Source organism: Pararhodobacter zhoushanensis (genome assembly GCF_025949695.1).
Taxonomy (GTDB): domain Bacteria; phylum Pseudomonadota; class Alphaproteobacteria; order Rhodobacterales; family Rhodobacteraceae; genus Pararhodobacter; species Pararhodobacter zhoushanensis_A.
The window spans coordinates 3,306,464-3,319,326 of the sequence record NZ_JAPDFL010000001.1; the positions used below are offsets into that span (position 1 = coordinate 3,306,464).

A 12,863-nucleotide genomic window follows, 5' to 3' on the forward strand; every position below is an offset into this window, starting at 1 on the left:
CATGCGACATCAAGACCGGCGCGTATCCCCTTCGCGCCGGTCATTTTCTTGCCGATTTCGGGGGTTAGAATGTCGTCTGTGCACGGTGCTGGTGGCGTGGGTGTCACGGAACCGGCACCGCTGGCGAAAGACCCGGTGACAACGGGATTAACTTGGATTTAGAGTGCCCCTATGTTCATTCCTGATCTCGCCCCCGACCTGACCTTTCCGCGACTCGACCCGACGCAGGCTAATCTCGATTTTGCCTTTGCGGTGAAGCGGGCGGCGATGGAGCCGCATATCATCAAGAAATGGGCCTGGGACGAGGCACAGCAGCGTCAGATCCATGCCGAGCATTTTGCTGAAAAACCGTTCTTTGCCATAGCGTTGAAGGGAGAGCGTATCGGCACGGTATCGATGCAGTCGCAAGTCAGTTATGTGCGGTTTGGCGAGTTTTACTTGCTGCCGGACCACCAATGCCACGGCATCGGCGCACGGGTTCTGGACCATTGTCTGAGCATAGCCGACGAGATGGACGTGCCTGTGCGGCTGGAATATCTTCGCTGGAGCCCGGTTGGCAGCCTGTATTCCCGGCACGGGTTTATCGAGGCCGGACGCTCTGACCTGAACATATTCTTGCAGCGCCCCGCCAAATCTGTCCGCGAGTCGGCGTAGACCCTGCGTTGTGACCTTCAGACTTTCTTGTCCAGCTGATGCGGCTCTTCGCTGAGGGTTGACGGCGCGCGGCTGACAGGTGGTTCCGGCGCTGAGGGTTCTGGGGTTTCGTCGGTGTCATCCGTGACGCTGGCTGCGTCGGTTTCGCCCTCAGGTTCGTCAACCTCGTCACCCGGTGGGGGGAAACGGATTGGGCAGGCGGTGCCTCTCTGACCGGGTCGGCAAGCCGGGTGCGAATATCTTGCAACACGTTGATTTCAAAAGCCGGCGGAGGCCCCACGGGCCGCTCGCGCGCGGTTTGGTTGCGCGGGGGTTCAGCCGGGGCGCGGCTGTCCACGGGCGCAGGCGCGCGTGCCGTTTCCACCGGGGTAGCGCGGGCAACCGCGCGATGACCCTGCGGTTGCCCGGTCAGGGGCAGGTCACGGGCCGGGGCGCTGCTGGGCGCGAGAGGGGACAGAACAGTGGTCATGGCAAACCTCGATGCGTGTCGATGCCCTCACTCTATATATGGAGCCTTAAGCGTCTCTTAACGTCTCAAGTTTTAACGAAAGAAACCCCGGCGCGTTGGGAACGCGGACGCCAAGGCGACAGCCCTGCCCGCCCCCCACCCGCGCAGCAAAAAGGCGCGACCCCGAAGGATCGCGCCTGATCTGACTGCGTCTGAACCCTCAGCCCTTGAGGATCGAACGCCCGGCGTATTCCGCCACTTCACCCAGCATTTCCTCGATACGGATCAACTGGTTATACTTGGCCAACCGGTCCGAGCGCGCCAGCGAGCCGGTCTTGATCTGACCGCAGTTGGTGGCGACGGCCAGGTCGGCAATCGTCGCATCCTCGGTCTCGCCCGAGCGGTGCGACATGACGTTGGTATAGCGCGCGCGGTGGGCCATATCGACGGCCTGCAGCGTCTCGGTCAGGGTGCCGATCTGGTTGACCTTGACCAGCATCGAGTTGGCGACGCCGTCCTTGATACCCTTGGCCAAGCGCTTGGGATTGGTGACAAAAAGATCATCGCCCACCAGCTGGATCTTGTCGCCCAGACGCTCGGTCAGGATCTTCCACCCCTCCCAGTCATCTTCGGACATGCCGTCCTCGATCGAGATGATCGGATAATCTTCGCAGAGTTTCGCCAGATAATCAGCGTTTTCAGCCGAGGTCAGGCTCAGACCTTCGCCCTTCATCTCATATTTACCATTGCGGTAGTATTCGGTGGAGGCACAGTCGAGCGCGAGGTAAATGTCTTCACCGGGTATGTAGCCCGCTTTTTCGATGCTGCTCAGGATCAGATCCAGCGCCGCCGTGGTCGAGCTGAGGTTGGGGGCAAAGCCACCCTCGTCGCCAAGGCCGGTGGACAGGCCCTGTGCGGTCAGCTCTTTCTTCAGCGTGTGGAATACCTCTGACCCCATGCGCACGGCATCGCGGATGTTGCCCGCGCTGACCGGCATGATCATGAATTCCTGAATGTCGATGGGGTTATCGGCATGCTCGCCGCCATTGATGATGTTCATCATCGGCACGGGCAACACGCGGGCCGAGGTGCCCCCGACATAGCGATACAGCAGCTGTCCGGTGGCCTCGGCGGCGGCTTTCGCCACAGCGAGCGAGACGCCCAGAATGGCGTTGGCACCCAGCCGCGACTTGTTCTCGGTGCCGTCCAGCTCGATCATCGCGCGGTCGATGGCGACCTGCTCGGTCGCATCGGCACCGATCAGCAGTTCGGCAATCTCGCCGTTCACCGCGGCGACGGCGTTCAGCACGCCCTTGCCCATGTAGCGCGCCTTGTCGCCGTCGCGCAGCTCGACGGCTTCATGCGCGCCGGTCGAGGCGCCCGAGGGCACAGCGGCACGGCCCATCGTGCCGTCTTCGAGGATGACGTCGACTTCGACCGTCGGGTTGCCCCGGCTGTCGAGGATTTCGCGGCCGATGATATCAAGGATGGTGGTCATGGCGCCCCTCATGTTGGCTGTTTGGCGCCTCTATACTGCGCGGGACCCGGCGTTGAAAGGCCCGCCCGCGCGCGTTATCGCCACCGTTAGCGCCTGTGCCGCCGCTTAACGCTCACGCAGGCGCAGATTGCGCATCAGCGTGTAGAACCCGGCCACCACGATCAGCCCTGCCCCCGCCAGCGTCATCGCGTCGGGCCGCTCGCCAAACAGCGTCACCCCGATGATCATGGCGAAGACCAGACGCGCATAGCGAAACGGCGTTGTCGCGCCCAGATTGCCCGCCCGGGTGGCCAGCACCAGCGCGGCATAGGCCAGAATGCCACTGATGGCGGTGCCGAGCATGAACACGGCTTCCAGCGCATTGGGCATCACCGGCGCATCGCCGGTGATGGCCAGCAGCATCAGACCGCCGGGCACCCCGGTCAGAAACCCCCAGCCCGAGATCTTGAAGGTGGAGATGTCGCGCGGCACCGAGGGCGTGACCAGATCGCGCCCGGTCAGAAAGACGACGGCCAGCAGCGGGATCAGGACCAGCACGTCGAACCCGGCCATGCCCGGGCGCACGATCATCAGCACGCCGACAAAGCCGACAAGGATCGCGCTCCAGCGCCGCCAACCGACTGATTCACCTAGGAAAAGCGCCGCGCCCAGCGTCACGGTCAGCGGCACGGCCTGCAGGATCGAAGACACCACGCTGAGCGGCACAATCGCCACGCCCAGCACCATGGTCATCACGGCGCCCGTCTCGAACAGGTTGCGCCACAGCACTGCACCCTTGAGCGCGCGCAGATCCATCAGCCGCCCGCCCTCGCGCCGGACCATCAGGCCGAACACCAGCCCGCCGATCAGCCCCAGCGCGATGGCGATTTCGCCAGCCGGGATGCGCTGTGCCAAGGTTTTGATGAAGGCGTCTTCGATGGCGAAGCCTGCCATAGCGGCCACCATCAGGATCGGACCACGCACGCTGCTCATCGCCACACTCCTTGATTGTCCCGGTCACAAAGCGGGCAAGGCGCCCTGCCGGAAGGCGCGCCAAACAGGGGTTGACCCCGGCCGCCGCCACGGGTTCACTCGCACACTCATTTCACAGGTTCAAGATCCCCTATGTCCTCTGCCCCGCGCCGCCCGCTCGATCCGACCGGGTTCTGGCTTATGTTCGGTCTCGCGCTGCTGTTCGGCGCCAATAATCTCATGATCAAGCTGGGCAACGAAGGGTTGCAGCCGGTGTTCTTTGCCGGGGTGCGCTCGGTCATCGGCACGGGCGCGCTGGCGCTGTGGATGGCGTGGCGCAAGATCCCGGTGCGGCTGGACCTGTGGCGCGCCGGGCTGGTGATGGGGCTGTTGTTCAGCGCCGAGTTCATGCTGCTGTTCATCGCGCTCGACAACACCAGCGTCGTGCGCGCCTCGTCGCTGTTCTACGCCATGCCGATCTGGCTGGCACTGGCGGCGCATTTCCTGTTCCCGGGCGAACGGCTGACCGGCCCGCGTGCCTTGGGCTTTGCGCTGGGGTTCTCGGGTGTCGTGCTGACGCTGGCGGGCCGCGCCGGGGGCTTGGGGGACGGCAGCATCGCCGGCGATCTGGCGGCGATCTTCGCGGGCGTTTCCTGGGCGGCCATCGTGGTGGTGTCACGCAAGACTACGCTGGGCAACACCCCGGCCGAGACGCAGATCCTGTGGCAAACGGTTGTTTCGGCGGTCCTGCTCTGCGCGCTTGCCCCGCTCTATGGCGGCCCCTTGGTGCGCGATTTCGACAGCTTTCAGGCGATCATGCTGGTCGTGCAAGCGCTCGGCGTGGTCTGCGTCGGCTTTGTCACCTGGTTCTGGCTCCTTGGCCGCTATCAGGCGTCGACGCTGGCCAGCTTCAGCTTCCTGACCCCGGCGCTGAGCGCGCTGCTGGGCTGGCTGGTCCTCGACGAGCCCGTCGCGGCCACCACCCCCATCGCCATCGCCTTGCTGATCACCGGCCTGATGCTGATCAACCGCCACCGCGCCTGAGCCATTTTCTGTCTAAAAATATCCACGGGGGGATTTTCAAGGGGGCGCGTGCGTCCCCCTTGAAGCGGGGGCCCGGGGGCGGCAGCCCCCCGCCTTAACAGTAAACGTGGGGCGACAGCCCCCGGCACCTAGAGCGCCAGAGCCTCGTCCAGCAGCGCCTCCAGCGCCGCCTTTGGCACATCGGCGGTGACAAAACTCTCGCCAATCCCGCGCGCCAGAATGAAACGCATGGTGCCGTCCTGCACCTTCTTGTCCTGCGCCATCAGCGCGATCAGCGCGTCGCGGCCCGGCAGATCGCCCGGAATATCCGACAGCCGCCGCTTCATGCCCATGCGGGCCAGATGCTCGGCCACCCGCTCGGGCGCTTCTTGTGAACACAGACCCAGTCGCGCCGACAGATCGAAGGCCAAAAGGCAACCGATCGCCACACCCTCGCCATGCAGCAGCCGGTCCGAAAACCCCGTCGCCGCTTCCAGCGCATGGCCGAACGTGTGGCCCAGATTGAGCAGCGCGCGGTCGCCCTGCTCGGTCTCGTCGCGCTCGACGATATCGGCCTTCATCCGCACCGCGTGGCGCACCGCCTGCTGGCGCAGCGCCTTGTCGCCCGCGGCCATGGCGGGCGCGTTGGTGTCGAGCCAGTCAAAGAACCCGGCATCCCCCAGCAGCCCGTATTTCACCACCTCGCCATAGCCCGCCAGAAAATCCCGGCCCGGCAGGCTGTCGAGCGCATCAATATCGGCCAGCACCAGCGCGGGCTGGTGGAACGCGCCGATCAGGTTCTTGCCCCGCGGCGAGTTGATGCCGGTCTTGCCCCCGACCGAGCTGTCAACCTGCGCCAGCAGCGAGGTCGGGATCTGCACGAAGCGCACGCCCCGGCGCAGCACGGCAGCGGCAAAGCCGACCAGATCGCCGATCACCCCACCGCCCAGCGCGATGACGATATCCCCGCGCTCGACTTTCTGCTCCAGCAGCCATTCCACCGTCTGTTGCAGATACGGCCAGCTCTTGGTGCCTTCCCCGGCGGGCAGGATCAAAACCTCGCTGGTGATGCCGTCGGCCGAAAGCCCGGCGCGCAGACGGTCCAGCTGGCAGGCGGCGACGGTTTCTTCGGTGACCACGGCCACACGCGGACGGCGCAACAGCGGCGCAATCTCGGCCCCGGCGCGCGCGATCAGCCCGCGTCCGACGCGCACGGTGTAGGACCGCGCGCCCAGATTGACGGCGACATCTTCGATCGGGGCGGTGGTCATGCGGGGGGACTTTCAAGCTTTTCCAGCACATCGGGACGCTCGGCCAGTGCCTCGACTACCTTCAGGGCCGTGGTTTCAATGGCATAGTCTGCCGTCGTGGCGACGATCAGATCCGCCTGCGCATAGGACGGCTCGCGCGCGCGCATCAGATCGGCCAGCGTCTGGCGCGGGTTCGGTGTGCGCAGCAAGGGCCGCGTGTCCTTGCGTTTGACCCGGCTCCAGAGCGTGTCGAGATCGGCTTTCAGCCAGACCGACACGCCCAGTTCCGACACTTTCTCACGCGTATCGGCGCGCAGGAACGCGCCGCCGCCGACCGAGAGCACGCAGGGTTCGCCCTCGATCAGGCGGGCGATGACGCGGGCTTCCTTGTCGCGAAAGAAGGCCTCGCCGTCGCGCGAAAAGATTTCCGCGATCGTGGCATTGGCGGCACGCTCGATCTCGGCGTCCGAATCAACGAAGGGCACACCCAGCACATGGGCCAATTCCTTGCCCACGGCGGATTTTCCCGCCCCCATCATCCCGACCATCATGACGGTCTTGTGCAACCTCGGCTTCATCAAAACACCCGGCCCACTTCACATGCAGGCGATTTTTCGCTTTGTCCCCCTGAATGGCGTGAACTTGCCCAGAGTTCCAGTTATAAATCGGCAAACAACCGGCAGCAGATTGCCGAACCGATGTGAGGATCGAGCCCCCTATGCCCCGATATGACGACCGCCCCGGTTTTTTTGGCTACCTGTTCAGGCTGGTGCTGATTCTGGTGCTGGTGGGTGGGCTTGGCTTTGTTGCCTTTGCCTATTTCGGCGATCTTGGTCGCCCCCCCGAGCCGCGCAGCTTGCCGGTCGATCTGCAGCTGGGTTGACCCATATGGTCGCGCGCCGCTTTTCCACCGATTCGCTGCGCACCGTGTTTGTGGTGCTTGGCCTTGGGATGCTTCCCGGCAGTGTTCTGGCGCAAAATCCCAGCCCCTTGTCCGCCATCGACTGGTTACAGACACGCGGCGGGGTCGAGATGCCCGGCGCCTATCCGATCACCCCACCCGTGGCCAGCAGCGTGGGCGGCAGCACGGGCATTTCCGTGCGCGCGCTGGATGCCCTGCGTCCCGAGGCGGTGGGCCTGTACCCCGCCGCCCGGGTCGGCTTGCCCGCCGCGCTCTGGGGGACGACCCCGGCGCGGGCGCTGTCGGATCTGATTGCCGATCTGCCCGCCGACATGCTGCCGTCGTTGCGCGATCTGTCGCTGCGCCTGCTGCTGGCCGAGTTCAACGCCCCCTGCCCGGCACCGAGCCGTCGCCGGTGCCCGATTTCCTGCTGACCCGCATCGACAAGCTGATCGAATTCGGCGCGTTGGACCAAGCGGCGGCGGTGCTCGATACGCTGGATTCGGATGCGCCCGTGCTGCGGCTGCGCCGCTTTGACATCGGCCTGTTGCTGGGTGACGAACACACCGCCTGCCAGCCCGTCTTGCGCGAAGAGCCCCCCGTGGGCGATGCCGCCGCGCTGATCTTCTGCATGGCCCGCGCCGGGCAATGGCAGGAAGCATCGGCGCTGCTGGATGCGGCAGCGGAAGAAAACCGGGTCGCGCCCTATCTGGCTGAATTGCTGCAACATTTCCTTGACGGCGACGAAACGCTGCCCGGGGCCTCGACCCTGTTGCCCCCGCCCCCCGGCACGCCCGATCCCCTGACATGGCGTCTGCGAGAGGCTGTCGGCGACGGCCTGCCAACGCTTGGCCTGCCGGTCTCGTACGCCCATGCCGACCTGCGCGGCACCCAAGGCTGGCGCGCGCAGATCGAAGCCGCCGAGCGGCTGGTGCGCGCCGGGGCGCTGTCGCCCAACCGGCTGCTGGGGCTTTACACCGAGCGGCGCGCGGCGGCCTCGGGCGGGATCTGGGAGCGGGTGCGCGTGGTTCAGCGGCTTGATACCGCCCTGCGCAACGCGGATGCGGCGGCGACAAGTGCTGCCTTGATCGACGCCTGGCCGCAGATTCAGGCCGGTGAGCTGGAGGTGCCGCTGGCCAGCCTCTATGCACAGCCGTTGGGACAGATCGGCCTGACCGGCGAGGCGCGCGCGATTGCCTACCGCATGGGCCTGTTGTCCGAAGCCTATGAGACCGTCGCCCTGGGGCTACCCGCGGGCGCAGATGCTGAAGAGCGTTTCCTTGCTGCCGTTGCGCGCGGTCTGGACCCGGCGCAAGCGGGCGCGATGCGCGGCGAACTGGCCGCCGCCGTGGCGCTGGCCTTCGGGCCCGAGCCACCCCTGCCCGAGGGCATGGCCGAGCGGCTGGCAGAGGGGCGGCTGGGCGAAGAAATGCTGCGCATTCTGATGCAACTGGGCGGACCGGGCGATCCGCGCGTGCTGGCCGAGGGGCTGGGCGGCTTGCGCGCGCTGGGGCTGGAAGACATCGCCCGGCGCACGGCGCTGGAAAGCCTGTTGCTGGAGCGCCGGGGCTGATGGCCCTGAGCGACGACAACCGCCAGATTTCCACGTTTCTTGAGGCCATCGCCGCCGAAAACGGTGCCGCGCGCAACACGCTGCTGGCCTATGGGCGCGATCTGGCCCATGCGGCCGAGTGGCTGTCGGGGCATGGCAGTGCGCTGGACAGCGCCGGGCGCGATCAGATCGAGGGGTATCTGGTCTCGCTCGATGCCGAGGGCCTGTCGCGGGCCACGCGCGCACGGCGCCTGTCGTCGCTCAAGCAATACTACCGGTTCGCCTATGACGAAGGGTGGCGCACAGACAATCCGGTCTTGCGCATTGACGGGCCGGGGCGCAGCCAGAAACTGCCGGGCACGCTGACCGAAGACGAGGTGTCACGCCTGCTTGACGCCGCGCGCGACCACGGTCGCGACGCGGGCGAGCGGGCACGCAATGCCTGTCTGTTCGAGCTGCTCTATGCCACCGGCCTGCGGGTCAGCGAATTGGTGACGCTGCCGCAAGCCGCCCTGCGCGGCGCGCCCGAGATGCTGATGGTGCGCGGCAAGGGCAACAAGGACCGGCTGGTGCCACTGTCCGACCCGGCGCGCGCGTCGGTGGCGATCTGGCTGGCGCACCGCGACCGGGACGAGGATCTGGCGCGCAAGAAGGGGGTGCCGCCCTCGCGCTTTCTGTTCCCGGCGCGCGGGGCCGAAGGGCATCTGAGCCGCGTGCGCTTTCACACCATCGTCAAACAGGTCGCCGCCCGCGCCGGGCTGGACCCGGAACGCGTCAGCCCCCACGTGCTGCGCCATGCCTTCGCGACGCACCTGCTGGCGGGCGGTGCCGATCTGCGGGTGATCCAGACACTGCTGGGCCATGCCGATCTGGGCACGACCGAGATTTACACCCATGTGCTGGATGAACGCCTGCGGCAGCTGGTGATGGATCACCACCCGCTGGCACGGCGCTGAGGGCGTTCAGGGCAGAGCGCTATCCCGTGACACCAGCATGCGGCGTCGACATCGCCACGGCGAAGGCGGGCCAAGAGTGCGCCCGAGGACAGCAGACGCGCCGCCGGAACCAGCAGCGCGCGCAGCGGCCCTGTCTGTGCGCTTTCGTCAACGCACCAACCAGCGCAGAAACAGCGCGACTACCGATAACGGCACCGCCCCCGCCTGTCTGATATCCGTGCGGCTCAGGAATGCTCTTCCGCCGCCGTCGCTGCCAGCGCCTGAGTGAAGGCGCGCAGCGCGTCGACATGGCTGAGGCTGCCGACGACCCGCACCGCCCCGTCGCGCCCCTGCTGGGTGACAGCCAGATGCAGCGCGCCGGTGCGCTCGAAGATGCGCAGCGCGGGTTTGAGGCGCGACCCGGCGTCGATGCTCAGGCCTTGGGACAGAAGGCTATCAAGCGCCTCGGGGCTGAGCGCCCCGGTGGTGCCCTCCTGCTTGGTGATATGCGCGATGCCCACAAGTTGCAGCAGATACTCCTGCGGTCCCTGCGCAATACGCACATCGCGCCGGGCAAGCTGCGCCAGAAAGAACGAGCGTTTCACAAAGCGGCTGGCGACGGCCGAGGCGGTCGAGATCGCGGCCAGCACGGCTATGGCGGTCTGCCAGTCGCCGGTCAGTTCGAACACGATCAGCGTTGTCGAGACCGGCGCCCCCAGCACCGCCGCCGCGATCGCGCCCATCCCGGCCAGCGCATAGGTGGTCGCGCTGCCGGAATAGGCCGGGATCAGCTGCGTTGCGATCAGGCCAAAGGCCAGCCCGGTCAGCGCGCCGATGACCAGCGCCGGCGAGAACACCCCGCCCCCCATGCGCCCGCCCAGCGTGATGGCAACCGCGATGGTCTTGGCGACGGCGATCAGCATCACCTCGCGCAGGGCCAGATCGCCGGTCAGCGCGCGGGTGGTGACTTCATAGCCGATGCCGATCACCTGCGGCACGAAGATCGCGATGACCCCGACCAGCGCCCCGGCCACGGCAGGGCGCAGCCAGCGCGGCATCCCGGTGCGGGCCTGAACGGCGCTGGCGACGGTCTCGGCGAAGAAGATCGTCCGCATCAGGGCGACGGCGACCAGCCCGGCGACAAGGCCAAGGATCAGATAGGCCGGGATCTCCCAGTAAAACGCCACCATATTGCGCACCGGCAGCGTGAACTCGGCCACGTCGCCAAAGGCCAGCCGGTTGACCAGCGTGCCCATGATCGAGGCTATCGCAATGGGCGCGAATGCGTGCAGCGCGTAGTGGCGCAGCACCACTTCCATCGCAAAGATCGCCCCGGCGATGGGCGCGTTGAACGAGGCGGAGACGGCAGCGGCCACCGCGCAGCCGAGCAGATCGCGCCCGGTGATGCCATTGGCGTGGATGCGGTTGGCGATGCGGGTCGAGATCACCGCGGCAAGGTGCACCACCGGCCCCTCGCGCCCCGCCGAGCCGCCCGAGCCCAGCGTGATCATCGACGCCACCGCCGAGGCCAGCCCCTCGCGCACCTCTACCCTGCCCCGGTGCAGCGCCGCACCTTCGATCACATCGGCCACGGCGCGGACCCGGCCATCGGGGGTGAATCGATGCAGGATCAGGCCGACGATCAGCCCACCGGTGGCCGGAATCGCCACCAGTTGCCACCACGGCATGACCGAGGCCGAGGCCAGCACGGCGTGGTCCTGCGCGTTATAAAGCAGCGACTCCAGCGTCAAGATGCCCAACCGGAACAACAGCGCCGCCAACCCCGCCGCCGTGCCCAGAAAGAAGGCGATCAGCCAGAACAGCGCTTCGGACGGGCCGTGCTGGCGCACGCGGCGCAAGCCCAGACTGAACTGGCGCAGGATCTTGCGGCGGTGGCTGGTGCGGCTCATGGACGGTCCCTCACTTGGGTCTTGCAAAGCGCAGATTGCCCCCGGTTGCAAGGCTTTGCACAGGATGACCAAGGTATTGGCGCGGGCGACAGGCTCTCTGGCATCGCGCCCGGCCGCGCGCTAAGCTTGGGCCAGTTTGAGGAGACACCGATGCCGACCACCGCCGCCGCGCTTGATGCGCTCACTGACCTGCTGGGCGACCGCCTGAACCGCTCGCAATCCGACCGCGACCTGCACGGACGCTCGGAAAGCCATTTCAAGCAAATGCCCCCCGACGCCGTAGCCTATCCCGAAAGCACCGCAGAGGTCGCCGAGATCGTCAAGATCTGCCATGGCGCGGGCCTGCCGATCATCGGCTGGGGTGCCGGGACGTCGCTGGAAGGGCACGCGCTGGCGCCGCGCGGCGGGGTGACGGTGGATTTCTCGCGCATGGCCAAGGTGTTGGACATCGTGCCCGAGGACATGGTGGTCAGCGTCCAGCCGGGCGTGACGCGGGAAGCGCTGAATACCGAATTGCGCGCAACGGGCCTGTTCTTTCCGATTGATCCGGGCGCGAATGCCTCGATCGGCGGCATGGCCTCGACCCGTGCGTCGGGCACGACGGCGGTGCGCTATGGCACGATGCGCTCGAACGTGCTGGGGCTTGAGGTGGTGCTGGCCGACGGGCGGGTGATCCGCACCGGCACGCGGGCGCCGAAATCCTCGACCGGGTATGACCTGACGGCGCTGTTTGTCGGGGCCGAGGGCACGCTGGGGCTGATCACCGAGATCACGCTCAAGCTGCACGGCCAGCCCGAGGCCTCGCGCTCGGCGGTCTGCGCGTTTGATACGATGGCGGGCGCGGTGGATGCGGTGATCGCGACCATCCAGTCGGGCATCCCGATGGCGCGGATCGAGTTCGTGGATACGGCAGCGGCAGCGGCGTTCAACAAGGGCGCGGGCACCGACTGGCCGGATGCGCCGCATCTGATGGTCGAGTTCCACGGCTCGGAGGCGGGGGTGATCGAGCAAACCGAACGCTTCGCCGAAATCGCCGGGGACTTTGGCGCGCAGGGGTTCCGCTGGGCGGCCAAACCCGAGGAACGCACCGCGCTCTGGGCGATGCGCCACAACGCGTATCGCACGACGCTGCAGGCCTATCCGGGCTGCACGGCGATCACCACGGATATCTGCGTGCCGATCTCGCGGCTGGCGGAAGCGGTCGAGGAAACCGCCGCCGAAATCGCCGCCTCGGGACTGCCGGGACCGATCGTAGGGCATGTGGGCGACGGCAACTTCCACGCGCTGCTGCTGCCCAAAACCGGCGATGCGGCTGAGTGGGAAACTGCAATGAAACTCTCGGCCAACATGGCCGAACGCGCGCTGCGGCTGGGGGGTACGGTGTCAGGCGAGCACGGGATCGGGCTGGGCAAGACGAAATACATGCGCGCGGAACATGGCGACGCCTGGGACGTGATGGGGGCGATCAAGGCGGCGCTCGACCCCGAGGGCGTGATGAACCCGGGCAAACTGCTGCCGGGGAACTGAGACAAGGCGGGTGCGGCGCTCAGGGGCATCGAGCCCCTGAGCGCCGCGCGGGGGCGCTGCCCCCACCGGGCCGTTCCGGCCCGCCCCCCGGGATATTTAAGGAGCAAAGAGGGGCGTTAACGAAGGGTTAACCGCGCTTTCTTTGCTCTTCAAATATCCTCGGGGGGTGAATTCGCTGAAAGCGAAGAGGGGGGCTGACAGCCCCCCTCCTTTT

General features: G+C 66.7%; 12 protein-coding genes. 7 read left to right on the forward strand and 5 right to left on the reverse strand.

Annotated features, from left to right (window positions below):
* Window positions 1–171 precede the first annotated feature (171 nt).
* On the forward strand, window positions 172–654 hold the full coding sequence (locus OKW52_RS16430) for a GNAT family N-acetyltransferase (protein WP_264506670.1): 483 nt from the start codon (window positions 172–174) through the stop codon (window positions 652–654).
* 668 nt (window positions 655–1,322) lie between these two features.
* Here OKW52_RS16430 and eno read toward each other — a convergent pair.
* A complete protein-coding gene (gene eno, locus OKW52_RS16435) occupies window positions 1,323–2,600 on the reverse strand; it encodes a phosphopyruvate hydratase (protein WP_264506671.1) in 1,278 nt (425 codons plus the stop codon).
* 105 nt (window positions 2,601–2,705) lie between these two features.
* Complete coding sequence (locus OKW52_RS16440; protein ID WP_264506672.1) at window positions 2,706–3,572, reverse strand: DMT family transporter; 867 nt, start codon at window positions 3,570–3,572, stop codon at window positions 2,706–2,708.
* A 132-nt stretch (window positions 3,573–3,704) separates the two neighbouring features.
* Between OKW52_RS16440 and OKW52_RS16445 the strand changes: the two genes are divergently transcribed.
* A complete protein-coding gene (locus tag OKW52_RS16445; RefSeq protein ID WP_264506673.1) occupies window positions 3,705–4,595 on the forward strand; it encodes a DMT family transporter in 891 nt (296 codons plus the stop codon).
* A gap of 128 nt (window positions 4,596–4,723) precedes the next feature.
* Here the strand turns inward: OKW52_RS16445 and aroB are convergent, their stop codons facing one another.
* Both aroB and OKW52_RS16455 read right to left on the reverse strand, forming a co-directional pair.
* Window positions 4,724–5,845 carry a 3-dehydroquinate synthase gene (gene aroB / locus OKW52_RS16450; protein ID WP_264506674.1) on the reverse strand — a complete coding sequence of 374 codons (1,122 nt, stop codon included), beginning with the start codon at window positions 5,843–5,845 and terminating at the stop codon, window positions 4,724–4,726.
* A complete protein-coding gene (locus OKW52_RS16455) occupies window positions 5,842–6,402 on the reverse strand; it encodes a shikimate kinase (protein WP_264506675.1) in 561 nt (186 codons plus the stop codon). Before OKW52_RS16455 ends, aroB begins: the two co-directional genes overlap by 4 nt.
* 140 nt (window positions 6,403–6,542) lie before the next feature.
* On the opposite strand from OKW52_RS16455, the gene OKW52_RS16460 reads away from it, so the two are divergent.
* From OKW52_RS16460 to OKW52_RS16475, 4 genes are read left to right on the forward strand one after another with little or no spacing between them, the layout of a single operon-like run.
* Entirely contained in the window at window positions 6,543–6,707 is a 165-nt protein-coding gene (locus OKW52_RS16460; protein WP_264506676.1) for a hypothetical protein, read from the forward strand.
* Between the two features lie 5 nt (window positions 6,708–6,712).
* Window positions 6,713–7,159: a hypothetical protein gene (locus OKW52_RS16465; RefSeq protein WP_264506677.1), complete on the forward strand. Its 447-nt coding sequence runs from the start codon at window positions 6,713–6,715 to the stop codon at window positions 7,157–7,159.
* On the forward strand, window positions 7,141–8,298 hold the full coding sequence (locus tag OKW52_RS16470) for a hypothetical protein (protein ID WP_264506678.1): 1,158 nt from the start codon (window positions 7,141–7,143) through the stop codon (window positions 8,296–8,298). Before OKW52_RS16465 ends, OKW52_RS16470 begins: the two co-directional genes overlap by 19 nt.
* Window positions 8,298–9,233 (forward strand): site-specific tyrosine recombinase XerD, encoded by a 936-nt coding sequence (locus OKW52_RS16475; protein WP_264506679.1) that lies wholly within the window; start codon window positions 8,298–8,300, stop codon window positions 9,231–9,233. Before OKW52_RS16470 ends, OKW52_RS16475 begins: the two co-directional genes overlap by 1 nt.
* A 224-nt stretch (window positions 9,234–9,457) precedes the next feature.
* Here OKW52_RS16475 and OKW52_RS16480 read toward each other — a convergent pair whose 3' ends face one another.
* On the reverse strand, window positions 9,458–11,122 hold the full coding sequence (locus OKW52_RS16480; RefSeq protein WP_264506680.1) for a chloride channel protein: 1,665 nt from the start codon (window positions 11,120–11,122) through the stop codon (window positions 9,458–9,460).
* Between the two features lie 150 nt (window positions 11,123–11,272).
* On the opposite strand from OKW52_RS16480, the gene OKW52_RS16485 reads away from it, so the two are divergent.
* Window positions 11,273–12,649, forward strand: a complete 1,377-nt coding sequence (locus tag OKW52_RS16485) for an FAD-binding oxidoreductase (protein ID WP_264506681.1) — start codon at window positions 11,273–11,275, stop codon at window positions 12,647–12,649.
* Window positions 12,650–12,863 lie beyond the last annotated feature (214 nt).

Coding starts and splice junctions, on each gene's coding strand:
- OKW52_RS16430 (WP_264506670.1), top strand. CDS start 172: ATGTTCATTCCTGATCTCGCCCCCGACCTGACCTTTCCGCGACTCGAC.
- eno (WP_264506671.1), bottom strand. CDS start 2,600: ATGACCACCATCCTTGATATCATCGGCCGCGAAATCCTCGACAGCCGG.
- OKW52_RS16440 (WP_264506672.1), bottom strand. CDS start 3,572: ATGAGCAGCGTGCGTGGTCCGATCCTGATGGTGGCCGCTATGGCAGGC.
- OKW52_RS16445 (WP_264506673.1), top strand. CDS start 3,705: ATGTCCTCTGCCCCGCGCCGCCCGCTCGATCCGACCGGGTTCTGGCTT.
- aroB (WP_264506674.1), bottom strand. CDS start 5,845: ATGACCACCGCCCCGATCGAAGATGTCGCCGTCAATCTGGGCGCGCGG.
- OKW52_RS16455 (WP_264506675.1), bottom strand. CDS start 6,402: ATGAAGCCGAGGTTGCACAAGACCGTCATGATGGTCGGGATGATGGGG.
- OKW52_RS16460 (WP_264506676.1), top strand. CDS start 6,543: ATGCCCCGATATGACGACCGCCCCGGTTTTTTTGGCTACCTGTTCAGG.
- OKW52_RS16465 (WP_264506677.1), top strand. CDS start 6,713: ATGGTCGCGCGCCGCTTTTCCACCGATTCGCTGCGCACCGTGTTTGTG.
- OKW52_RS16475 (WP_264506679.1), top strand. CDS start 8,298: ATGGCCCTGAGCGACGACAACCGCCAGATTTCCACGTTTCTTGAGGCC.
- OKW52_RS16480 (WP_264506680.1), bottom strand. CDS start 11,122: ATGAGCCGCACCAGCCACCGCCGCAAGATCCTGCGCCAGTTCAGTCTG.
- OKW52_RS16485 (WP_264506681.1), top strand. CDS start 11,273: ATGCCGACCACCGCCGCCGCGCTTGATGCGCTCACTGACCTGCTGGGC.